Here is a 24984-nt window from a genome sequence, read left to right as displayed (position 1 = left end):
TCGGGAACGGATCCCGATCGGCGCGTCGCGGACTGCAGGCGTAGCTGTCAGCCGAGGTGCCGGGTGAAGAACCGTAGTGTGCTGTCCAGTTCGAATGCCGGGATCTCCCCGTGCCTGCCAGGGTTGGCGTGCAGGGTCTTCTCGGCTGAGGCCAAGGCGTCGAACAGCGCCAAGCCGTGGGCCCGCGGCACCCGCTCATCGTCCCACTGCACCAGGAACTCCACCGGGACCGTGATCCGCGCGGCGGCCTCCGCTGATGCCAACGCCCCGCCCAGGCCCAGCACCGCCGCGCGGACCCGGGGTTCGTCGGCAACGAACGGAACGCCGAGTCCGCACCCCAACGACACCCCCCAATAGCCCACCGGACCAGCACCGACGTAGTCGAGATTCTGGACCCCGTCCAGAACCGCCTGCCATTCCGGGACGGTCTGGCGAGCCACGAGTGCCTGGAAACCGGCGACCAGCGGAGCCAGCTCCTCCCCGGCAGCCACGCGAGCCTGGTTCTCGGTCGCGATCCGGTTGTACTCCTCATCCACCGGTCGGTCGCCATGGCCGGGCACGTCCACCGCCGCCACCGCGAAACCGCACTCGGCCACGAAGCGGCGCGCGCGGGCCACGATGCCGGGAGCCTTCTTGTGCTGGCCGCCGCCGTGTCCCATCAGGATGAGGGGCCGAGTACCGGCGGCACCTGCTGGAGTCCACAGCACGCCGGGAATCTCACCGAGGGTAAAGAGCTGTTCGCAGACGCCGTCGGCCGACGTCTCAGAGGGCGTTAAGTCCCATCTCTCTGGGTTCGCGATCGCTCGTTCGTGTGACTGGTTGCCGTTCGGGGCAGCGGTTGGGCATGTGCATGCTCGGATATCGGCATGGAGCGTGAGCCGTATCCGAGCGACTTATCGGACGAGCAGTGGGCGTTGATCGAGCCGATGATCACGTCCTGGAAGCAGGACCGGGTGGCGCGGTCGGCGACCAAGGATCCCGGGACCTGTGATCTCCGGGAGGTCGTGAACGCGATCTTCTACCAGAACCGGACGGGCTGCCAGTGGCGCTACCTGCCCCATGACCTGCCCGCCTGGTCGGCGGTGTTCTACTACTTCACGCTGTGGCGCAAGGACGGGCTCGACCAGCGGATCCAGGAACTCCTGCGCTGCCAGGTGCGGGAGAAGGCCCGCCGATTAGAGGACCCGTCCCTCGTGGTCATCGACACCCAGTCCGTGCGCGCGGCCGCGGGAGTCCCGAAGACCACGACGGGGCTGGACGCCAGCAAGCGGACGCCGGGGCGCAAGCGGGGCCTGGCCGTCGACGTGCTGGGACTGATCATCGGGGTCGTCGTGCTCGCCGCGTCGGCGCACGACAACGCCGCCGGGGTGGCCCTGCTCGACCAGGTGGCCGAGCGGTGCGGGATGCGCCTGGAGAAGGCCCTGGTGGACCAGGGATTCAAGGACGAGGTCATCATCCACGGCGCCCTGCTGGACATCACCGTCGAGACCGTCCGCCGCAACCCGGACGAGAAGGGCAAGGGCTTTGTCCCACAGCCGAAACGGTGGGTGGTCGAGCAGGTCAACGGCACGTTGATGCTGCACCGGCGCCTGGCCCGCGAGTACGACCACCGTCCCGACAACGCCGCCTCGCGCGTCTACTGGGCCGCCACCGCGAACATGGCCCGCCGCCTCACCACACCCACACCGGCCTGGCGCGACACCGTCCGGGCGGCCGCGTGAACATCACCGAGTTCCTGACGGATCTCCAGGCCCAGCAGGACGAGGCCACCGCCCGGGCCGGTGAACTCCGCGGCCAGATCGAGCACCTGACCGCCGTGCTCGCCGAGACCGAAGCGCGTCTCATGGACCTGGCCACCACCCGGAAGGTCATCGTCGAACTCACGCCGACCAGAGACGGAGACGAGGCCGGTCCGTCCGAGTCGACCACCGCCTACCAGGCCATCGTGAACGCCTTCAACCAGCACCCCGACCAGGCATTCCGGGTCCGCGAACTGCACGAACTCCTCGGCATGCCCACCGACGACCCATGCATGAACGTCACCCGCAGCCGCCTCGGGCGCCTCACCCGCCAAGGCTTCCTCACCCAGCCCGGACGGGGCCGCTACCAGAAACGGACTTAACGCCCTCTCAGAGCTGAAGCGCATAGCGTTTCAAGCCTTTCGGGATGCCTTCTGCGGGCACTCCCTAGGCCATGCGAGAGAGGGAGCCCCGACCTGTCACAGCGTTGATCGGTCTCACCTCCTCGGTTCGCAGCAGCGCACAGTGACGCAGAACGTACCACGGAGGGTTCACCAACGTCTGTGCAAGGTCGTCGACAGGGCGAACGTTGCCTGACGCGGCACTACAAGGGCACCTTCGGGCATCACGTGTTCGTCGCCACCTGCGACAACACCGGCGAACAGTTGGCCCAGGTCCTGCACGAGGGCAATGTCAGCGCCAACGACGCGGCCGTGAACATCGACATCCTGGCCCGGGCGGTTGCCCAACTGCCCTGGTGGAGAAGGCAGAAGATCCTGTTCCGGGTGGACGGGGCCGGGTTCTCCCATGAACTGCTGGACTGGATCGCCGATGCGGGCGGTCGGGCCAGCCCCACCTTCCGCTGGGAGTACTCCATCGGCTGGGCCGTCACCGAACGCGAACAGCGAGCCATCGAGATCGTGGACCGCAAGAACCTGTGGCAGCCGGCCACCGGCGAGGCGGGCCAGGCACGCGAGGACGCGTTCGTAGCCGACATCACCGGTCTGCTCGGCGACCTGACCGGCTGGCCGAAGGGCCACCGCGTGATCGCCCGGAAGGAGCCCCTGCACCCCCGCTATGCGAAGGACGCCTCCGACTATGAGAGCAAGAAACAGGCCCGCTACCAGACCTTCGCTACCAACAGCCGCCGAGGCCAGATCGCCTTTCTCGACGCCCGGCACCGCAAGCACGCCCGCGTCGAGCCGAAGATCCGCGACCAGAAGGCCTCCGGCATGGGCCTGCTGCCCTCCCGTGAGATGAACGTGAACGCCGCCTGGCTGACAGCCACCGCTCTGGCCGCCGACCTGCGAGCCTGGCTCCAACTCCTCGCTCTGGACGGCGAGGAGGCCAAGGCCACTCCCAAGACCCTGCGCTACCGCATCCTGCACGTCCCCGCACGGCTGGTACGCGGCCAGCGCAAACGGCGTCTCAAGATCCCCGACACCTGGCCCTGGGCAAGCTCGATCGTGCAGGCCTTCACCCGCATCCTCGCCCTGCCCCGCCCCACCTGACCAGCACGAAACGACCCCGCGAGCACCCGAGAGGAGGACACCCGCAACCCCCGGGCCCGTGGAACCCGGCGTATCCGGCACGACAGCCGACGCGCACCCCTGACCGGAACCGCCCACGGACAGGGATCAATGCGACATCACGGGCACAAGATCAACCAGCCGTCGCGGTGAAACAACGAGGCAGGGCCAGAAGGGCCCCCAGGCCGAGAACATCGTGCGCGGCTGACGACGGCAACTGCGCACCGCCCCGCGAGAGTGACTGTGTAGGGTGGCATCACCGACGCGGGGTGGAGCAGCTCGGTAGCTCGCTGGGCTCATAACCCAGAGGTCGCAGGTTCAAATCCTGTCCCCGCTACGAGAACGAGGGGCCCAGCATCAGCCGGGCCCCTCGTCACGTCTGGGCATTGCGTCCGTCAGCGGGCACCGGGTCAGGAAATCCCCGTCGCCGGGCCGCTGCCGGCCGGCAGCGCAGCAGACGCCTCAGTGCCAGTCGGCAACCGCGCAGCGTACCGTGACGGTGCAGCGCCTGGACGGCGCCGAGGACCGCATCCGCGCCGGGCGGGCCACCGGCCTGCGTAACCTGCCCCTGCACGACGCCGCGCAGAACCAGGTCTGGCTGGAGATCGTTCAGATCGTCCTGGGCCTGCTGGCCTGGATGCCGATGCTCGCTCTTACCGGCGGCGCCCGGCTGTGGGAGCCCCGCCGTCTGCGGCGGCTGTTCTCCGCCGCCGCCCAGCTCGTCACCACCGGACGGCGTCGCATCCTCCGCCTTGCCCGGCACTGGCCCTGGACAAACGTGATCATCGACGCCCTGGCCCGGCTCGACGCCCTACCCAACCCGGCTGACCAGCAGCGTCCCGTCCCGACGAGCCTGAACGAACTCCCGGAGCCGTGGAACCCGGCGCCCACCCGGTGCGACAGCCGGGCCCTCACCCTGCCCGCAACCGCCCCAACAAGCCGAAACGGCCCGCCAGTAGAACTGACGAGCCGTCACACAAGAGCGAAGTTAGGGCGGGATGGGGTCACTCCGGTTCATTCGTGGGATTAAGCTGTGGGCCCAGTGAAGGCCGCTTGGGGGATATGCGGCGCACGAGAGGATACGCACGGTTCATGAACAGGGTGCCCGAGCAGATCGGCCGGTATGCGGTCGAACGGGAGCTGGGCTCGGGGGGAATGGGTGAGGTCTATCTGGCCTTCTCACCCGCCGGCGATCCGGTCGCGGTGAAGCTAATCCGCCCAGACCGGCTGGACCCGGTTACCCGGGCGCGCTTCGAGAAGGAAGCGCTCATCGCCAGGACGGTGGTGGGGACGAACCGGGTCGCCCGGTTCCTGGACGCCGACCCCTACGCGGAGCGGCCCTGGCTGGCTATGGAGTACGTGCCGGGCCAGACACTGTTGGCGTACGTGGACGGGCACAGCCCGCTGCCCACCCCCCTGGTGGCGAGCCTCGGCGCGCTGTTGGCGGAGGGACTTCATGCCGTTCACGCGGTGGGGCTGCTCCACCGGGACCTCAAGCCGCAGAACGTCATGCTGGGCGTGTACGGCCCCGTCCTGATCGACTTCGGCCTCGGGGCGTTCCTCGACACCGCCAAGGACACGCTGTCCCACAGCGGAATGATCATCGGCACCGTGCGCTGCATGCCACCCGAACAGGCTCTGGGACGGACGAAGGTCAAGGAGTCCGCCGACGTGTACGGACTCGGCACGGCTCTCCTGTACGCGGCCACCGGGCACTACCCCTACGACGGGGCACGCTGGGAGGCGATCGTCGGACAGGTCGCCAACCCCGACCACACCCCGGACCTGAGCGGCCTCCCCGAGGCCTTGGTGCCGCTGATCAGCGCCATGCTGGCCTACGACCCGGCCGACCGGCCTTCCCTCGATGCGGTGATGGCCGGATGCACGGGCGTACTGTCCGCGGCGGGCTTGTCCCCCATGGAAGCCCGGCACGCTCTAATCGACGCCACCACAACGGACAAGGCGGCATCAGCACCCGGCAATAACCCGCCGGTTGTGTGGAAACAGCTCGCCGAACGGGCGGTCCCACTCGACGAGGACGAGTCGGCCAGCCCCCTGGACAGCCCCCCGCCGGCCGCGCCGGAACCGAACGAGGAAGACGCCGCCAGGGTCACCGAGACCACCGAGGTTCCCGACGTGTCCGACTCGTCGGTGAGCAGTGCGGCACCCCAGGACCCAGCGGCCGAAGTCCCCGTGCCCGCGACCCGGAAGCCGGGGCGACGACCCGCATCTCTGCGCGTGGCCGAGGAGTTGCGGGCCCGGTACGCCGCACAGCCTGGCCTCTGAGTCTGGCCTCCAACGGCACCGTGGGGCACGGTGTCAGTGGCGTGCGATAAGTGTGGGCAACAGGAACACTGACGAGCCGTGCATGACGGCAGTTCAGGAACATCAAGGGGCGGGGAATGAAGCAGCACGTGACCACCGTTGCGGAGGCCGGTGACGGCCAAGGCGTGCTCGACGACGTGGTGAGCGAGGACGGAATCGTTCTCGACGCGTCGGGGGACGTGGCGCGGCCGGGCGGCGGGGTGGTCGCCTACGCGCCGGGGGCCCAGGTCCGGGTCCGTGACGAGCAGTGGCTCGTCCGGAAGGTCGCGCCCACGGCACGGGACGGCTGGATGGTGGAGGTCACCGGCGTCTCTCCGTTCGTACGGGGCACTGATGCCGTCTTCTACAGCCTGCTCGACGACATCCAGGTCCTTGACCCACGGAAGACCAGGCTGGTTCCCGACGACTCCGCCAACCACCGCAAGGCGCGCCTCTACCTGGAGGCCGTGATCCGTAAGACGGCACTGCCCCAGACCGAGCACGGGCTCGCGCTGGCCGACAGCTTCCTGATGGACAAGCAGACCCACCAGCTGCGTCCGGCCGAACTCGCCCTCTCGATGAAGAACCCGCAGCCACGGGTGCTCATAGCCGACGTCGTGGGCCTCGGCAAGACGCTGGAGATCGGCATTCTGCTGGCCGAGCTGATCCGGCGCGGGCGCGGCGAGCGAATACTCGTGGTCACGCCTGCCCACGTCCTGGAGCAGTTCCAGCGTGAGCTGTGGACCCGGTTCTCCATCCCGCTCGTCAGGCTCGACTCCACGGGCATCCAGCGCATCCAGCAGGACATCCCCGCGGGGCGGAACCCGTTCGCGTACTTCAAGCGAGCGATCATCTCCGTGGACACGCTCAAGAGCGACGTGTACGCCCACCACCTCGACTCCACCGAGTGGGACGCCGTCGTGATCGACGAGTCCCACAACCTGGTCAACCGCGGCACGAAGAACAACGACCTCGCCCGCCTGCTGGCCCGCCGCACCGACGCGCTGATCCTCGCCTCGGCCACTCCACACAACGGCGACACCGAGTCGTTCGCCGAGCTGATCAGGATGCTGGACGAGGCCGCGATCGCAAACCCGTCGGACTACGAGGTGAAGGACCTCGACCACCTGTACATCCGGCGCACCAAGACGAACAAGGAGGTGAGGGACTCCCTCAAGGGAGTGTGGGCCGACCGCGGCCCGTCCGAGCCGATCCCCGCGCAGGCCACGGAGAAGGAGCGCGCTGTCTTCGAGGAGCTGGCCGCCCGCTGGATCCCGCGCGACCCGTCCGCCTCCTCGATCTGCGCCGATCCGCTCGCCGCCTACAACTTCTTCAAGGCCTTCCTCTCCTCCCACAAGGCGCTCCAGAAGTCGCTGGAGGCACGGCGCCGCTACCTGGCCAAGCCCGCGAAGGTGAAGAAGGACGAGGACCTGGCCGCCCGCGAGGCCGCCCTGCAGGTCGAGCGCGAGGCGATCGTGGAGCTGGAGCGGCTGGTCGGCGAGATCGGGGACGAGGACTCCGCGAAGCTTCACGCACTGGTCGAACAGCTGAAGAAGATCGGCGTCGGCCCGGACTCAGACACCCGCGTTGTCGTCTTCTCCGAGCGAATACCCACGCTGACGTGGCTGGCCGAAGTCGTCCCCGCCCGGCTTGGGTTCAGCAGGAGCGGCACCGTCGAGGCGGGCGAGAAGAAGGACCGGCCCTGGCTGGCGTACGGCGGAGCGGTGCAGGTGATGCACGGCGATGCCACCAACGAGGACGAGCAGAAGCGGATCGTCGAGAAGTTCGGACTGCGCGACGACCCGGTGCGCATCCTGTTCACGGGCGACGTCGCCTCCGAGGGCGTCAACCTCCACCAGGAGTGCCACCAGCTCATCCACTACGACCTGCCCTGGTCCCTGATACGCATCGAGCAGCGCAACGGCCGTATCGACCGCTACGGGCAGAAGGAGAAGCCGCAGTTCCGTGCCCTGGTCCTCACCAGCGACGTGGAATGGCGCCGCGACCCGGCAACCGGCGAGGCCCTGCCGCTCGACGACCGGCTGGTCGGTGCGAAGCTCCTCAAGCGCGAGGAGGAGGCGCACCGGATCGACGGCTCGACCGAGGCCGTCACCGGCCTGTACCGGGCGCAGGAGGAGGAGAACCGCCTCACGCGCGACCTGCTCGCTGGCCGCACCGTGGAGGAGTCCATCAAGCGGTCCAGCGGCAGCGCCCCGTCGATGCTCAGAAAGATGATGGGCAACATCGGCGCCAAGTCGGCCCAGGACGACGTGGCGTACGCGACCGTCCCGAGCGTGTTCCGCTCCACCTCCGCCTACTTCGAGGAGGCCCTGCGCCAGATCTGCCCCACCGGGGCGGACAACGAGCTGAAGCTGCGCCACGAGGACGACGGCACCATCGCGTTCGAGCCGCCGGCCGACCTCCAGTACCGCTTCAAGGCACTGCCCAAGTCGTACCTGACCGAGCAGAACATCCTGCCCACGAGCAAGGCCCCCGGCCGGCTGCGGATTACCTTCGACAAGCGGCTCGGTGAGCAGCGGCTGAGGGCGGCCCGTGAGTCGTCCAAGACTCAGTGGCCCAACGTCAGTTACGTCTCGGACGTGCATCCCGTGCTGGACTGGGTGACCGACAAGGCCCTGGCGTCCCTGCGTCACGACGAGGCGTTCGTCCTCGCCCACCGCCCTGACGCCGCCGCGGCGGCCAAGCTGGACCCCCGCCTGCCGGCCGAGCTGGCCAGCCCGGTCTACCTGGTGCAGGGCATCCACTCCAACGCGCTGGGCCGCCCCACCGTGGTGGAGTGGATGGCCGTCGTCGGGCTGCCCTACGCGCCCCGCGTCGTGCGCGTGGACGCGGCCTTCCTCGACGCGTGCGGCGTGGGCCCGAAGATGCCCGGCCGCGCCGTCCCCCGGGAGGAGCGCGAGACGCTGCAGCGGCTCGTCCCCCAGGCCATCGGCGAGGCCGCGCGGTACCTGCTCGAGCAGGAGGCCGAGTACGCGCGGCAGATCGAGGAGATGCTCGCCCCGTACGAGAAGCGCGTGACGCAGTGGCAGCAGGACGCCCTGTTCGCCTCCGCCCGCTCAGCGAAGGGCCGCAGCAACGTGAACCTCACGGCGAGCCGTCGCAAGACGCTCATCAAGTCGCTGAAGACCTCCGGGGCGCCCATGCTGCGCCTGCTCTGCGTACTGGAACCCCTGTCCGCCGCCCCCGCGGACCCCGCCTCGACCGACGCCCTGGCCGCTGCCGCTGGAGAGACCACCCGATGAGCACCGACTTCGACTCCTTCTCCAACCGCGGTGAGTACCTGTCGGCGCACTACTTCGCCGAGCAGCTGGGCCAGGACCTCAAGAAGGGCCTTTTCGCCACCTGGACCGGTCGCGAGACTGACGAGAAGGACCCGCGTCCCACCCCTAGGGAGATGCTGCGTGCCCTGCGCGGCACGTACCTGTCGGAGGAGTTCCGCAACTTCTTCGCCGAGCGCGCCAAGCTGGACGCCGAGGACGACGCCGACGAGAACAGCGCCGTCGCCGGAGCCCGCCTCAACACCTACGCCGACGGCGACTGGTGCGAGCGGCTCAGCGCCTGGCACGACAAGGTGCTGGCGGCCCTCGGCTTCTCCGGCGCCCCCGAGCGGCGGCAGCTGACCGTCCACCGCGCCGGGCGCGAGCACACCGTGGCCACCGCCTGGCACGGTGACGGCATCGTGGCCGTCGAGTGCGGCTGGGCCGCCGGAAACGACACCGCCCTGGACGCGGACGGCTCCGGCCGGCTGCTGCGCCCGCTGCGGGTGAGCGGCAGCGAGAGCTACGAGACCGGCCAGTCCCTCGCCACCTGGCTCTTTCAGAGCGAACTGGGCGAGCCCGGCGGGGAGCCGCCCCGTTTCGTGCTGCTGCTGTGCGGCGGCGTCCTCGTCCTGGCCGACCGCCAGGTGTGGGGCGAGGGCCGCTTCCTGGCCGTCAACCTCGACGCCGCGCTGGAACGCAACGACCGCAAGCAGGGCGGCGAACTGGCCACCATCGCCGCCCTGTTCAGCCACGAGATGCTCGCCCCCGCCGAGGACGGCAAGGGACCGGCCATCGACGCCCTGATCAAGGCCTCCCGCGACAACGCGGTCGGTGTGTCCGGGGAACTGCGCGAGGGACTGCGGCGCTCGGTCGAGATCATCGCCAACGAGGTCCTGGCCCGGCTGGACGAGGCCGGTGTCGAGCCGCGCCAGATCGAGGACCCGAGGCTGCCGTTCGCCAAGGAACTCACCCGCGAGTCGCTGCGCTACCTCTACCGCATCTTGTTCCTGCTGTACGCCGAGGCCCGCCCGGAGCTGGGCATCCTGCCCGCCGACGACGGCACCTACGAGGCCGGCTACTCGGTGGCGCGGCTGCGGGAACTCGTTGAACGCGACGAGCAGCTCGTCGAGGAGGAGGCCCGGAAGAGCTTCCATCTCTTCTCCTCCCTCGACGTCCTGTTCAACAAGGTCAACCACGGTCACCGCCCGTACGGCACCGAGCCCGACGACGCACTGCCGGACGACGACGAGGAGACCCGCAAGCTCAAGGCCAAGCGCCGCAGCGAGGACCGCGGCCTGCGCTTCGAGCCGCTGCGCAGCGAGCTCTTCGAGCCCAAGTCCATCCGTCTGATCGGCCGGGGTGTCCTCGACCCCCGCAGCGACGAGGACACCGAGCCGAAGTGGCTGGACCTGCGGCTGCGCAACAGCGCCCTGCACGAGGTGCTGCGGCTGCTGACGATGAAGAAGGCCAAGCGGCGCGGGGAGCGCGGCGGCTTCATCTCCTACCGCAACCTCGGCATCAACCAGCTCGGCGCCGTGTACGAAGGCCTGATGTCGTACACCGGCATCATCGCCGAGGAGGAGCTGTGCGAGGTCGCCAAGGGCGGTGACCCGGAGAAGGGCTCCTGGCTGGTGCCCGCACCCCGCCGGAAGGAGTACCCGGAGAAGACCTGGGTCCTGTACGACGAGCACGACGCGGTCAGGGGCCTGCGCGGGCCGAAGAAGTACAAGGTGGGTGAATTCGTCTACCGGCTGGCGGGCCGGGACCGCGAGACGTCCGCCTCGTACTACACCCCCGAGTCCCTGACCAAGGTCACCGTCGAGCTGGCGCTCAAGCACCTCCTCGACCAGGAGCGCGATGAGAACGGCGAGGTCGTCCGGACGCGGGCCTCGAAGCTGCTGCAGTACAAGATCTGTGAGCCCGCGCTGGGCTCCGGCGCGTTCCTCAACGAGGCGATCAACCAGGTCGCCGAGGAGTACCTGCGCCGCCGGCAGGACGAGCTGGGCGTCTCCATTCCGGCCGCGGATGCGCTGACGGAGAAGCAGAAGGTCAAGGCGTACGTCGCCCTGCACAACGCCTATGGCGTCGACCTGAACGCCACGGGCGTGGAGCTGGCCGAGGTCTCGCTGTGGCTCAACACCATGCACCCGGGCATGCGGGCGCCCTGGTTCGGGCTGCATCTGCGGCGGGGCAACTCGCTGATCGGTGGGCGGCGGGCGGTGTACGCGGGCGAGGACGTCGTCTCCCCGGCGAAGGCCTGGCTCGCGGCGAAGAACACCCTGGCGCCGACACCGCTGCCGTTCCTCAAGGACGGCGAGCCGCAGCCGCTGCCCGAGGACGCGGTGCACCAGTTCCTGCTGCCGAGTCCTGGGTGGGCGGCGGTGACCGGCTCGAAGGAGGCCAAGGAACTCGCCAAGGACCAGGTGGCGCAGCTGGCCGCCTGGAAGAAGGGCATCCTCCAGCGGCCCAAGCGCAGCACCGCGCACCTGAACAAGGACGGCACGCCTAAGCTGGACAAGGCGGGTAAGCCGAGGAAGGAAGCACCCTCCCAGTTCACCCGGCTGCGGGACGCGGCCAAGCGCGCGGAGTTCCTGTGGTCGCTCGTCATCAAGCGCATGCGGCTCTCCGAGGCGGCGATCGCGCGGAAGATCAACGTGTGGGGCGCCAAGCCGGACGACCCCGAGTACGGCTTCCTGCGCACGGCGGCGGGCGCGACGCCGAAGGAGCAGGTCATGGCCGACCTGTTTCTGGCGACCGAGACGCCGTACTGGCGCCTGAAGAAGGTCATGGACGCCTGGTGCGCCCTGTGGTTCTGGCCGGCCGACAAGGCGTCCCTGCTGGACGGCACGGACGGCGTCTACGACGACACGGCGGTGGCGGTCGCCACCGCTGACGCACTCGGCGATCTGCTGAATGTGCCGCTGGTCGGCGGGGAAGCGGCGGCGATCCCCGGTCAGCGCCGTGCCGAGCAGACCGCGCGGGCTGAGGACACGACAGCGGCGATCCCCGGCCCGCGCTTCACCGAGCAGACCATGCTGTTCGCGTCCGGGCCGACGCAGGACACCCTGGTGTCCGCCTTGGCCGGGGACGAGCCGCTCATCGCCCTGCAGACGGTGGAGGCGGCCGGTCAGTCCAAGCGCAGTGCGCCGAAGCAGTCCAAGCAGCGGACCTGGCGGAACACCATCCCGCTGGTCGAGCTGGACGACTGGCTGGACTTCCTCGAAGCCCTCCTGGGCACCGTCGACCCCGACGAGCAGAACCTGGTCACCGAGTTCGACAACCTGGACGCGCTCAAGGACTTCGAGAAGAACCTCCCGCACCTGATGGGGATGGACCTCGCGGACCCGGAGACCCGCTTCCCCTGGATGCACACGGTCACCAACATCGCGGAGGAACAGGGCTTCCTGCACTGGGAGTTGGACTTCGCACTCGTCTTCGCGCAGGGCGGTGGGTTCGACCTGCAGGTGGGTAATCCGCCGTGGGTGCGGCCCCGGTGGAACGAGGGTGTGGTACTCGCCGAGCACGAGCCGTGGTTCGCACTCACGGAGCGGGCTTCTACGGCGGAGAAGGACAAGCGGCGTGCCGAGCTGCTGCGGCTTCCGAAGGCCCGTCAGTATATGCTGGACGAACTGACCAATGTCAGCGGGCAGGTCGCAGTCTTCGGAGCAACGCAGGTCTATCCCCTGCTCACCGGCACGCAGCCGGACCTGTACCGCGCCTTCATGTGCCAGGTGTGGAGCCACGCGTCGGCGTGGGGAACGACGGGACTGGTTCACCCCGACACTCACTTCACCGGCGACAAGGAAGGCGCGCTGCGAGAAGCCGCCTACCGGCGACTCTGCATTCACGGCGACTTCGTCAACGCGGGACAGAGGTTCTTCCCTGAGCCCGTTGGGCACACCGCTCACTTCGGCGTGCACGTGTACGGCCGCCAGCAGGAAATCGGGTTCGACCACTTGTCCTGGCTGGTGTCGACAGACGCCCTGCGTTTCTCTGCCGGACATGACGGTAGCGGCGAGGTGCCCGGCGTCCGTTACCGCAACGGCGAGTTCGACGAGCGTCCGCATCGGTCGCGGGTCATCCACGTTGATTCGGACCTGCTGGCCGTCTGGCAGCGCCTGCAGGACGAAGAAGGCGAGCCGGTCGAGCGGGCACGGTTGCTGTTCCCGGTGAGCACTGCGGAAGCCAGCGCGATTGGTGCGCTGGCGGACTATCCGCTGCGGCTGCGTACGCTTGCGCCTCAAGTGACACGTGGCTATGACGAGACTGGGGCCAAGAAGGACAACCTGATCGACTACAACCGTCCAGACGCTTCCACCGGCCTGGGATATCAGCCGGACCGCTGGCGCCATGTAATCCTCAAGGGCACGCAAATCAGCGTCGCCACGCCAATCTTCAAGCGCCACGACGCCAACAGCAACGATCCATACGGAGCAGACCTGACTTCTCTGTCATCTGACTTCGTGCCCGACACTGAGTACGTGCAACCAAAGGGGCGGAATCGGGAGTACCTGGAGCATCAGGACCGGTGGATCGACTACCGCGCTTTGGCACGCCTTCGCTCTGACGAAAAGGCACTGTCTCGCGCCCGCACGCAGATCGCACGGACACACAGCGTGACAACCAACGCTGTAACTTCCGCTCAAATCGACGCTGCACTTGCCGAACGAGCGAAGCGGCGCTTCACAATCTTCTACCGCCTAGCGTGGCGAGAAATGATCGCCCCGAACACTGAACGCAGTCTCTATGCTGCGGTTCTCCCGCCCGGCCCGGCGCACACCAACGTCCTCCGTAGCGCACGAGTGATCGACAACTGCCGCACTGCCCTCACCGCTGGAATGTGGGCCGCAATACCAGTCGATTACCTTCTCAGAGGGCGTTAAGTCCCATCTCTCTGGGTTCGCGATCGCTCGTTCGTGTGACTGGTTGCCGTTCGGGGCAGCGGTTGGGCATGTGCATGCTCGGATATCGGCATGGAGCGTGAGCCGTATCCGAGCGACTTATCGGACGAGCAGTGGGCGTTGATCGAGCCGATGATCACGTCCTGGAAGCAGGACCGGGTGGCGCGGTCGGCGACCAAGGATCCCGGGACCTGTGATCTCCGGGAGGTCGTGAACGCGATCTTCTACCAGAACCGGACGGGCTGCCAGTGGCGCTACCTGCCCCATGACCTGCCCGCCTGGTCGGCGGTGTTCTACTACTTCACGCTGTGGCGCAAGGACGGGCTCGACCAGCGGATCCAGGAACTCCTGCGCTGCCAGGTGCGGGAGAAGGCCCGCCGATTAGAGGACCCGTCCCTCGTGGTCATCGACACCCAGTCCGTGCGCGCGGCCGCGGGAGTCCCGAAGACCACGACGGGGCTGGACGCCAGCAAGCGGACGCCGGGGCGCAAGCGGGGCCTGGCCGTCGACGTGCTGGGACTGATCATCGGGGTCGTCGTGCTCGCCGCGTCGGCGCACGACAACGCCGCCGGGGTGGCCCTGCTCGACCAGGTGGCCGAGCGGTGCGGGATGCGCCTGGAGAAGGCCCTGGTGGACCAGGGATTCAAGGACGAGGTCATCATCCACGGCGCCCTGCTGGACATCACCGTCGAGACCGTCCGCCGCAACCCGGACGAGAAGGGCAAGGGCTTTGTCCCACAGCCGAAACGGTGGGTGGTCGAGCAGGTCAACGGCACGTTGATGCTGCACCGGCGCCTGGCCCGCGAGTACGACCACCGTCCCGACAACGCCGCCTCGCGCGTCTACTGGGCCGCCACCGCGAACATGGCCCGCCGCCTCACCACACCCACACCGGCCTGGCGCGACACCGTCCGGGCGGCCGCGTGAACATCACCGAGTTCCTGACGGATCTCCAGGCCCAGCAGGACGAGGCCACCGCCCGGGCCGGTGAACTCCGCGGCCAGATCGAGCACCTGACCGCCGTGCTCGCCGAGACCGAAGCGCGTCTCATGGACCTGGCCACCACCCGGAAGGTCATCGTCGAACTCACGCCGACCAGAGACGGAGACGAGGCCGGTCCGTCCGAGTCGACCACCGCCTACCAGGCCATCGTGAACGCCTTCAACCAGCACCCCGACCAGGCATTCCGGGTCCGCGAACTGCACGAACTCCTCGGCATGCCCACCGACGACCCATGCATGAACGTCACCCGCAGCCGCCTCGGGCGCCTCACCCGCCAAGGCTTCCTCACCCAGCCCGGACGGGGCCGCTACCAGAAACGGACTTAACGCCCTCTCAGGGTGACCGGAACCGGTCACCTAGACGTCGGGCGAGCCGGGCAGCTTCCCGCCCCTGCAGAGCACCACCCACTAGCCTCTGCCCTTCTCCTCCGTACTCTCCGCCTGAACTGCCTCACCACCGCTTACGCCGACTTCTGGCGAGAGCTGTACGACCCCACCTGGCCCGCCTACGAACCCTGGGCCCTGCCCTGGCCCGGCCTGCAGCCGCTTCACGGGGTCACCCCCGACTGGCGTCCCGACACCCCCCTCCGCAGTGAACGCGCCCGCCGGGCCGCCCTCGTGGAGATCGACGCCCTCGTGGCCGTCTGGCTCGGCATGAGTGCTGACGCGCTCATCGCCGCGTACCGGGGTCGGTTCCCCGTGCTGCAGAAGTACGAGGCCGTCACCTGGTTCAACGCCGAGGGCTGGAAGCTCGCCGGTAACGCCCGCACCATCGGTCAGCGCCAGACGAAGGAGACCTGGGGCCAGTTCGAGGCGTACCTCGCCGACCCCGACAACAACCCCGCCCCCGACGGCTACACCGCCCCCTTCCACAAGGCCGACCGGGAGAAGGAAATGCGCGAGGCGCACGCGTACTTCCAGAAGCGACTCGATGAGGCCGTCGACCGGGGTGAGTGGGACCCGGTGAAGCAGGAGGTGCCCCAGCCGTGAGGCCGACGCTCGAAGCGCAGGGGCTCAAGGAGAGCCTGCTGCAGTACCTGTCGACGACCTACGCGCTGACCGACGAGGGCGCGCGGGAGTCGCTGCACCGGTTCCTGGGGGACGAGACGTCCGGGATGTTCCGGGGGCCGTTCCTGCGGATACGGACGCCGTTCACGCGGGCCGACGACTCGTGGAAGGAGTTGCTGGACTGGCGGCGGACGGACGACTGGACCCCGTACGCCCACCAGGCGCGGGCGTTCGAGCGGCTGTCGTCGGCCGATGGGCGAACCCCGCGGCCGACGCTCGTCACGACCGGTACCGGCTCCGGCAAGACGGAGTCGTTCCTCTACCCGGTCCTGGACCACTGCGCGCGCGAGCGCGACGCGGGGAACAGCGGCGTCAAGGCCGTGTTCCTGTACCCGATGAACGCGCTCGCCACCGACCAGGCGCAGCGCATCAACGACCTGCTGTGCGAGCACGACGCCGACCTCGGCAAGCTCCGCGCCGGCCTGTATATCGGCGACCGGGCGGAGACGCGGTACGACCGGGTCTACACCCGCCGTTCCGACATGTGGCTGTCGCCGCCGGACATCCTGATCACGAACTACAAGATGCTGGACCTGCTCCTCCAGCGCTCCCAGGACGCCGCGCTGTGGAACGGCGCGGACATCCGGTACGTCGTCGTGGACGAGTTTCACACCTACGACGGAGCCCAGGGCACCGATGTGGCGATGTTGCTGCGGCGGCTGGCCGCCGCCGTCGGGGCCTCGCAGCCGGGGAGGCCGCTGGGCCGGATCTGTCCGGTCGCCACGTCCGCGACGCTCGCCTCCGGCACGGACGGGGACGGGGTGCGGCAGCTCCTCACTGTCGCCACCCAGGTCTTCGGGACCGAGTTCACCGAGGACGCGATCATCGGTGAGGACCGGCAGAGCGTCGACGAGTTCCTTCCGCCGGACGACTTCGACCCGACGCTGCCGTATCCCTCCCCCGATGAGCTGGCGCTGCTGCCCGATCCGTCCCTCGGTGATGAGGAGTTCGCTGATCTCGTCGAAGCGGTGACGGGTACCCGCGATCCGGACCCGTTCCTGCTGGGGCGGAATCTGAAGCGGCAGACGCTGACCTCCGCTGTCATGCTGGCGCTCGACGGTGAGGTCCGCACCACCGGCGAAGTGCTCGATCTGATGTGGCGCAGGGGCGCGCGCTCCTGGGGCAAGACCATTACCGAGCGGCCGGAGGTCGCCGCCTTAGCTCTCGCCCGCTTCGTCGCGCTGCTGGCCGTCGCCCGCGACCCCAAGTCCACGCCGGAGCGTCCGCGGCCCCTGGTGCAGATCGAGGTGCACCAGTGGGCCCGCTCGGTCTCCCGCCTCGTACGTGGCGTGCTGCCGTGGCCGAAGGCGGAGTTCCAGTGGGACGCGGCCGGTTCGACGGACCGGCAGGGCGACCAGCACGCCCGGACGGCGCCGGTCACCACGGTGACGGCGGGGCAGGCCGCGAACCTGTTCCTGCCTGCCGTCTACTGCCGTGACTGCGGGCGTTCGGGCTGGGCGGTGTTCTCCCCGGAGACGGACGATACCCACGTCCAGGTCGACTCGCACAAGATCCGGCGGGCCTCGGTCAGCCAGGACAAGATGCGGGTGCGCAACCTGATCGCGGCGACGGACGCCGAGGCCCGGGAGGGCTCCGGTGCCGCGCCGATGGCGTCGGCCGGCCGCGGGGCGGACGGCGGACGGGCCACGGCCGCGCTCTCCTCCGGTAGGGGCGGGCAGCTGCGCGTGCTGGACGGGCCGGAGCGGAGGCTGCGCCTGCCCGATCCGGTCCGGGACTACGAGCCCTCGACCGGGGAGCCGCGCCCGGCCGCCGGCGACTCGGCGTTCGTCCTGGTGAACCTGGGCGAGACGGCGAACACGGCGGCCGAGGAGGACTGGTGCCCGGCGTGCGGGTCGCGCAACGCGATCCGCTTCCTCGGCACCGGCGCGGCGGCGCTCGCGGCGGCCTCGATCACCCAGTTGTTCACGGGTGGCGAGCTCGACGAGGAGCAGGGCGAGGACAAGACGCTGATGTTCAACGACTCGGTGCAGGACGCCGCGCACCGGGCCGGGTTCGTCGCCTCCCGTTCGTACACCTTCTCGCTGCGCGCCCTGTTCAAGAAGCACCTGTCGGAGGACCGGCCGACCGCGCTCAACGACCTGGTCGCCAACGTCGTCGCGGCCACCACCGACCGCACGACGCTCGCCGCCGTCGTACCGACCGACCTGCACAACATCTTGGGCGTCCAGCGGCTGCTGTCCGGCAAGGGGCGCGGTGGCGACCGCAAGACGTGGAACCTGATCGGGGAGCGCTTCGCGTTCGAGGCCCTGATGGAGTTCGGGTTCCGTTCCCGCAACGGCCGCACTCTGGAGCTGACCCGTACGGCGGCGGCCCAGGTGCGCATCGCGGACGCGCAGGCGGCGGTCGCGGTCGTGAAGGCGGCGCATCTGGCCGAGGAGGGCCGGCGCGGCGGGCTGCCGCCCGTCGCGCAGGACGACGCTCGTTACCTTGCCTTCCTGCGGATCTTCCTGGAGCGGCTGCGCACCAGGGGCGCGATCGGCCACACGTGGCTGGGCGGATACCTGAAGGAGGCCGGTACCAGCCGCTACTTCATCTGGGGCAAGCGGCCGGTCGGCATGCGCGCCTTCCCCAGGGGGGTGGCGGCCCCGGTGTTCCTGCTCGACCAGCCCAAGGCCAGGAGCGAGTTCGACTTCGCGACGGGGCGGCTGTCCTGGTGCGAGCGCTGGGCGCAGCGCTGCCTGGACCTGCCCCGCGAGCAGGCGGCCGGGTTCTGGAACCGGCTGCTGCCCGAGCTGGTCACGGCCGGGCTGCTGTCGGTGCGCACCCCGGCCGACGGCAGCGTGCGGATCTACGGGTTGCAGCCGGGCGCGATCGACGTGCGGCTCCTTTCCGACGACGTCGTCAACGAGGCCTTCGTGCGCTGCCCGGTCTGCTTCTGGGAGCAGACGGTCCACCCGGAGCTGCTGGACCAGTGGCACGGGCAGCCGTGCCCGTCGTACCGCTGCCGCCGGGCCGGCTGGTCGCCGGGGACCGCCCCGAGGAACTGGGCGTCCATTACCGGGACCGGGACTACCGGGGCGACTACTACCGGCGGCTGTACCGCAAGGCGGGCACCTATCAGGTGGTCACCGCCGAGCACACCGGCATGCTCACCCGGCCGGAACGGGAACGGGTCGAGGCGGCGTTCAAGCACGGCACCGGGTTTAAGGACCCCAACGTGCTATCGTGCACGCCCACGCTGGAGATGGGCATCGACATCGGCGACCTGTCCGCCGTCGTGCTGGCCGCGCTGCCGCGCCGTCCCGCCAACTACGCCCAGCAGGTGGGCCGGGCCGGACGGCGTACGGGCAACGCGTTCCTGCTGACCATTCCCGACCGCAGCCGCCGTGACCTGTACTTTCTGGACCAGCCGCGGGAGATGATCGCCGGGCGGATCGTGCCGCCGGGTAGCCACCTGTCGGCGATCGAGATCCTGCGCCGCCAGTACCTGGCTCATCTGCTGGACCTGGCCGCGCGCGGGCGCCTGCCGCGCCCCGACGGCAAGCCCCTGCCCGCGATCCCGCCCAGGGCGCCGGAGCTGTTCGGCCCCTCGGGCTATCTCGCCGACCTGGTCGAGGCCGCCCTTGCCCGTGGTGATCAACTGGTCGACGGGTTCCTGGAGTTGTTCCCCACCGGGGTGAGCGACCAGGCCCGGGCCGAACTTCGCGACTACGCCATCCGCAGGCTGCGCAGCGCGGTGGAGGAGGCCGAACGCCAGTGGCGGCGCGGCGAGGAGGTGCTGCGCCGCCGGCTGAAGATGATCGGCGAGGCGCGCGATGAACTGCACGACAGCGACGACGAACAGGCGCGGCAGAAGGCCGAGCTGGACGCCGAGCACCGGTCGGTCGGCAAGCGGCTGCTGTCGCTCGGGCTCACCACGGCCCAGCAGGCCCTGTGCGACCTCGGGCTGCTGCCGAACTACGCCCTCATTGACGCGGTGACCACTCTGAACGCCACGCTGTACTGGCCGGACGGCGTCGACGAGAAGACCGGCAGGGAGAGGTACAAGTCCAAGCCGCGCGCCTACGAGCGGCCCCGGCGCTACGCCTTGTCCGAGTTCGCGCCTGGCAACACGTTCTACGTCAACGGCTACAAGCACCAGATCACCGGTCTGGAGATCGGGACCGCCACCGATCCCGACTGGCGGCTGTGGCGGTTCTGCCAGGAGTGCGGGTACGTGCGCACCCAGAACGCCCAGGAGGACCGCTCGCCGTGCCCGCGCTGTGGCAGCGCCCGGATCGCGGACGACGGCTCCTGCCTGCACAAGGTCGTCGAGCCCGCCGTCGTCACCTCCCGGGACAAGCGGGAGGACGCCCGGATCAGTGACGACAAGGACGACCGGGAGCAGCGCCACTACACGGTGATCGACGCGGTCGACATCGCGCTGGAGGACATCGAGCCGAAGACGTCCTGGCGGCACGCGACGCAGACGTTCGGTGTCGACTTCTGCCGCACGGCGGTCATCCGGCGGGTCAACGTCGGCCCGATGCGGTTCGACGCCAGGGCGGAGGACGACTTCGCCGGGCACAGCGTGCGGATGGCGCCGTTTTACGTGTGCACGGGCTGCGGCGCGGCGACCGCCGACGGGCGGCCCGTCTTCGACCACGACACCGACGCCCTGGACTCCGCGGCGGCACGCAACCCCAAGCTCAAGCACCACCAGCCGTGGTGCCCGCTGCGCCGGGGCAAGAAGCCGCAGGACGTGCCGCAGGAATCGGTGCTGCTGGCCCACCAGCTGCGCACCGAGGCGCTGCGGGTGCTGCTGCCGGCCGCCACCGTCCTGGTCGACGAGAAGATCCACTCCTTCCGGGCGGCTCTGCGGCTGGGCGTCGACCACCACTTCGGCGGTGATCCGCAGCATCTGGACTCGACCCTGGCGCGCATGCCCGACAAGGCCACCGGCGAGACGCGGCACTTCCTGGTGCTCTTCGACCGCCTGCCGGGCGGCACCGGCTACCTGCACCGGCTCACCGACCCGGCCCACTTCCGGGCCGCCCTCGCCGACGCGCGGCGGGCGCTGCTGAAGTGCCCCTGCCGCGACGAGGGACGGCTCGCGTGCCACCGCTGCCTGCACCGTTATACCGAGGAGCGGCACCAGGACACCGTCTCCCGTCTTGAGGCCCTGCAGATCATCAACGACCTGCTGGGCCCGGTCGACCAGGACGGCGAGCCGGTCCTCGGCGAGGACGGCCGGCCCGTCGACCTCTGGAAGGTCGCGGAGCTGCCCAGCACGGACCTGATCGGCCTGGACAAGCAGGTCGAGTCCGATCTCGAGGCCCGGTTCCTGGCCGCCCTGCGGACCTGGACCGGCGGTGAGCAGGACGCCGTACTGGAGGAGAGCAGCACCGCCAGCGGCTATCTGCGCTTCAGCCAGGGCGCCAACTGGCGGCTCACCGCGCAGCGGGACATGGAGTTCACCCGCACCGACTTCACCTTCGAGTCCACGGACGGCCCCAAGGAGTACGTCACCGTCTACCTCGACGGCCACCGCTACCACGCCACCCGCGCGCACAACCGGATCGCCGCGGACTGCGACAAGCGCAACCAGCTGCGGGACAGGAACCACGTCGTCTTCCAGATCACCTGGGACGACCTGGAGCTGTTCGAGAAAGGGGAGGCCGCGAAGGCCGAGCCGGTCTGGCCGCCGTACCCGCGCAGCGCGCAGGACACGGCCAAGGACTGGTACGAGGAGATGGACGGCGAGCGTGCCGACCTCGCCAAGGCCGTGTTCGCCAACCCCGTCGACACGCTCCTCGCCTACCTGCGCGAGCCGGTCAAGGAGCGGTGGGGGCGCCGCGCCAGGGCCCTGGTGGGCGGCCTCATGTCCGAGCCCACCGCCCTGGCGATGCAGGCGGACCGTGGCCAGGCACGCCAGGTGCTGAGGTCCGCGCTCGACGCGTACGGCGCGGGCCGCGAGCCGTCCGCGGAGCCGGTCACGGGCGACGGGGCCATCCTGGTGCTCCAGGCCACCGACCGGTGGGGCCTGCCCCTGCTCTTCACCGTCGACGCGACCGGCGGCGAGGACGCGAAGGCAGTGCGGTGGAGCGCCCTGGCCGTGCTGGACGACCGTGACAACGTCCTGGGCACCGACGCGCACAAGCGGTGCTGGCGTGCCTGGCTCTACTGGTCGAACCTGCTGCAGTTCCTGGCGTTCGCCGGCGGCGACGGCATTCAGCTGGCCGGCAGCCGTGCGTCCGCCTTCCCGGTCGACGTACTGGCCGTCACCGGTGGCATCGGCGAGCTCGACTCGCTCATCGCCGTACACCGGCCGCAGGAACCGGCGACGGCGGTGACGCAGGACGCGCCCGACACCACCACCCCCGAGGCGGAAGCTGGCGACTCCGCAGCCGAGCAGGCCGTCGCCCAGCTGCTGCGCGACGCCGCCTGGGACGAGGACATCCTTCCCCTGCTCGAAGAGGACGAGCCGGACTCCGCGCTCACCCGGCTCGCCCACAAGCTCGCCGCACACGGCAAGCAAGCCCCCGTCTTCGGCTACGAGCTCGGTGAACGCCGCTGGCAGGCCGACTTCGCCTGGCAGGCCCCCACCGTCCAGGTCGCCGTCGTCGCCGCACCGCACGGCGAGGACGACGAGGAAGCCCTCCGACGCGACAAGGCCTACGCCGACGCGGGATGGGCGGTCCGTCCGGCGGCCGACTGGCTCGACCACCTCGACTCGCTCATCGACAGGCTTCCCGACGCCCCGGAAGCACACGCCGCGAACAACTCCCACGAATCCCACGGCAACGGAAGGCAGCACTGATCCCATGACCGCCCGGCTCAGCCTGTACCAGAAGGCCGAACAGGAGCTGTACAAGCTCGACCGCTCGGTCAAGGGCAAGTTCTACGACTTCTGCCACCGCTTCCGCGAAGACCCCGACCACCCCAGCCTGGACCTCAAACCCCTCAAGGGCGACGGCCGGGTCTTCCGCGCCAAGATCGACCCCTCCTACCGCGCCCTGCTGGCCAAGGCCGGCATCGACGACACGGGCCAGGAGAACTGGCTCGTCATCGCGGTACGCCACCGCAAGCACGTCTACGAGGAACTCTCGGTCGCGATCAACCGGATCACCGGCGAGATCGAGTTCGTGGACCTCTCCGTCGTGGGCGACAGCGTGCTGCAGCGCGCGGGCATCACCCTCACCCCCACTGAACCCGAACCCCAGCCCGCCCAAGAGGCCACGCCCGAGCCCGCCCCGGCCGCCGAGCCCCTGCTCACCGGTGTCACCGCCGACGACCTGCGCGACCTGGGCGTCGCCGACCAGCTCATCGACCTCGCGCTTGCCGTCACCGACAGCGACGAGCTCGACCAACTGGTCGCCGGCGCACCGCTGCTGTCCAAGGACATCCTCTACGGGCTCGCCGCCGGCATGCCCCTCGACGAGGTCCGCAAGGAGATCACCGCCCCGGTCAGGGTCGACCTCGGCCAGGACTACGAGCAGGACCTCGGTGCCGCGCTCGCCCGCACCACCGTGACCACCATCGACGCCGACATCCAGGCCGCCCTGGAAGAGGGCGACTTCCGCGCCTGGAAGATCTTCCTGCACCCCACCCAGGCCAAGCTCGTCCACCGCACCTACAACGGTCCGGCCCGCGTCTCGGGCGGCCCCGGCACCGGCAAGACGATCGTCGCCCTGCACCGGGTCAAGCACCTCGCACAGCAGCTGCCGCCCGGGCACAACAAGCCCATCCTGCTGACGACGTTCACCAAGAACCTCACCACCGACCTGCGTGCCCGGCTCGCCTCACTGATAGAGCCCGAACTGCTCGCCCGCGTCGAGATCGCCCACATCGACCAGCTCGCCGCGCGTGTCCTCAGCGAGAACGCCGTCAAGGGCACGGCCAGGCAGCGCGTCTACGACAACGCCGCGCTCAACGTGCTGCGCCAGCTCCTGCTCGAACTCGACGAACGCCGCTGGGACGCCGAGTTCCTCTACGAGGAGTGGGACCAGGTGATCCTCGGCCAGTCCATCGGCAGCCGGAAGGCGTACTTCGACGCCCGTCGCGCCGGTCGCGGCCGTTCCGTCACCCGTCCCGAGCGCGCCCAGATCTGGAAGATCCTGGAGCAGTTCACCGCCCGCCTGGACACGGACGGGTTGGAGACCTGGGGGCAGGCCGCCGAGCGCGCCGCCCGCCTCGAAATGGAGCGTGACGCCAAGATCAGGGCCCGACAGGAGCACAAGGAAGCCGTCGGCGGCAAGGACCTCATCCACCGCGACGACGGCTCCGGCATGCGCTTCCTCCACCACCGCTACCGCCACATCGTCGTCGACGAGGCCCAGGACCTGCGCGCCGCCCACTGGAAGATGCTGCGCGCCATGGTCGCCCCCGGCCCCAGCGACCTGTTCATCGCCGGCGACACGCATCAGCGCATCTACGACCAGCAGGTCACCCTCGGCACCGTCGGCGTCAACATCCGGGGCCGCTCCTCCCGGCTCACCCTCAGCTACCGCACCACCAAGGAGATCCTCTCCCGGGCCATGCAGGTGGTGAACCTCACCGGCAAGAACCTCGCCTACGACGACCTCGACGACAGCACCGACACCCTCGACGGGTACCGCTCCGTCCTGCGCGGCCCCGTGCCCGACCTGGTGCCCTGCACCTCCTGGGACGACGAGCTCGACCGGCTCGCCGCCGCGCTGGCCGCCTGGCGCGAGGAGATCGCGACGGGCAACGGCGGCACCGGTCCGCGCCGCGACCCGCGCGGCAGCATCGCCGTCTGCGTCGCGGAACGGGACATGGTCAGCCAGGTGATGTTCCACCTGGCCACCAAGGCGGGGATCACCGTCGCCGAACTCACCAAGGACGGCCCCAAGGGAGACGGCGAGGTGCACGTCGGCACGATGCACCGCTTCAAGGGCCTCGAGTACCAGAAGCTGGCCATCGTCGGCGCCCGCGACGGTGTCATCCCGCGCACGGATGTCATCGAGCGCTACCGCGCCACCGACCCCCAGCGCTGTGCCCGCGAGGAGCTCAGGGCGCGCTCGCTGCTTTTCGTGGCCGCGACCCGCGCCCGCGACGCGCTCCGCATCAGCTGGCACGACAAGCCGAGCCCGTACCTGCCGGTCTGAGCCGCGTCACGGCCTCGCGAGTGGGCCGCGTTCGACGGCGCAGCGGACGAACGCGGCCCACTCCGAAGGAGGGAAAGCAAGTTGTACGGCCCT

Annotated in this window: 12 protein-coding genes, 1 tRNA gene and 2 pseudogenes; 14 read left to right on the top strand and 1 reads right to left on the bottom strand. The window is 69.6% G+C overall.

Translation table 11 applies throughout. The features are described from left to right. Positions 1–47 precede the first annotated feature (47 nt). On the bottom strand, positions 48–659 hold the full coding sequence (locus WJ438_RS00555; protein WP_406723471.1) for an alpha/beta hydrolase: 612 nt from the start codon (positions 657–659) through the stop codon (positions 48–50). Between the two features lie 207 nt (positions 660–866). Between WJ438_RS00555 and WJ438_RS00550 the strand changes: the two genes are divergently transcribed. The 14 genes and pseudogenes from WJ438_RS00550 (at position 867) to WJ438_RS00485 (ending at position 24891) form a co-directional block, all read left to right on the top strand. After that, the gene (locus WJ438_RS00550) at positions 867–1721 is read left to right on the top strand and encodes an IS5 family transposase (protein WP_406723466.1); all 855 of its coding nucleotides are present in this window, start codon (positions 867–869) and stop codon (positions 1719–1721) included. Further along, on the top strand, positions 1718–2122 hold the full coding sequence (locus tag WJ438_RS00545) for a hypothetical protein (RefSeq protein ID WP_406723465.1): 405 nt from the start codon (positions 1718–1720) through the stop codon (positions 2120–2122). The genes WJ438_RS00550 and WJ438_RS00545 overlap by 4 nt, the downstream gene beginning before the upstream one ends. Before the next feature lie 180 nt (positions 2123–2302). Next, a complete protein-coding gene (locus tag WJ438_RS00540; protein ID WP_406723470.1) occupies positions 2303–3250 on the top strand; it encodes an IS1380 family transposase in 948 nt (315 codons plus the stop codon). A gap of 281 nt (positions 3251–3531) precedes the next feature. Then, positions 3532–3605, top strand: a tRNA-Met gene (locus WJ438_RS00535). 168 nt (positions 3606–3773) lie between these two features. Next, positions 3774–4091: pseudogene (locus WJ438_RS00530) on the top strand (transposase); the annotation flags it as partial. A 269-nt stretch (positions 4092–4360) separates the two neighbouring features. Continuing rightward, complete coding sequence (locus WJ438_RS00525) at positions 4361–5554, top strand: serine/threonine-protein kinase (protein ID WP_406723469.1); 1194 nt, start codon at positions 4361–4363, stop codon at positions 5552–5554. 116 nt (positions 5555–5670) lie between these two features. Beyond that, positions 5671–8835, top strand: a complete 3165-nt coding sequence (locus WJ438_RS00520) for a DEAD/DEAH box helicase (protein ID WP_406723468.1) — start codon at positions 5671–5673, stop codon at positions 8833–8835. After that, positions 8832–13736 (top strand): hypothetical protein, encoded by a 4905-nt coding sequence (locus tag WJ438_RS00515; RefSeq protein ID WP_406723467.1) that lies wholly within the window; start codon positions 8832–8834, stop codon positions 13734–13736. The genes WJ438_RS00520 and WJ438_RS00515 overlap by 4 nt, the downstream gene beginning before the upstream one ends. A gap of 90 nt (positions 13737–13826) precedes the next feature. After that, on the top strand, positions 13827–14681 hold the full coding sequence (locus WJ438_RS00510; protein WP_406723466.1) for an IS5 family transposase: 855 nt from the start codon (positions 13827–13829) through the stop codon (positions 14679–14681). Then, the gene (locus WJ438_RS00505; RefSeq protein WP_406723465.1) at positions 14678–15082 is read left to right on the top strand and encodes a hypothetical protein; all 405 of its coding nucleotides are present in this window, start codon (positions 14678–14680) and stop codon (positions 15080–15082) included. Before WJ438_RS00510 ends, WJ438_RS00505 begins: the two co-directional genes overlap by 4 nt. A 12-nt stretch (positions 15083–15094) precedes the next feature. Next, a complete protein-coding gene (locus tag WJ438_RS00500) occupies positions 15095–15745 on the top strand; it encodes a hypothetical protein (RefSeq protein ID WP_406723464.1) in 651 nt (216 codons plus the stop codon). 125 nt (positions 15746–15870) lie between these two features. Continuing rightward, positions 15871–16503: pseudogene (locus WJ438_RS00495) on the top strand (DEAD/DEAH box helicase); the annotation flags it as partial. A gap of 2267 nt (positions 16504–18770) precedes the next feature. Then, positions 18771–22583: a helicase-related protein gene (locus tag WJ438_RS00490; protein ID WP_406723463.1), complete on the top strand. Its 3813-nt coding sequence runs from the start codon at positions 18771–18773 to the stop codon at positions 22581–22583. A gap of 4 nt (positions 22584–22587) precedes the next feature. Continuing rightward, positions 22588–24891 (top strand): UvrD-helicase domain-containing protein, encoded by a 2304-nt coding sequence (locus tag WJ438_RS00485; protein WP_406723462.1) that lies wholly within the window; start codon positions 22588–22590, stop codon positions 24889–24891. The last annotated feature ends 93 nt before the right edge of the window (positions 24892–24984 follow it).

The sequence above is a fragment of the Streptomyces sp. GD-15H genome, assembly GCF_045291515.1.
GTDB lineage: Bacteria > Actinomycetota > Actinomycetes > Streptomycetales > Streptomycetaceae > Streptomyces.
The sequence above is the reverse complement of the archived record's forward strand: the minus strand, read 5'-3'. Positions and strand labels throughout refer to the sequence as shown.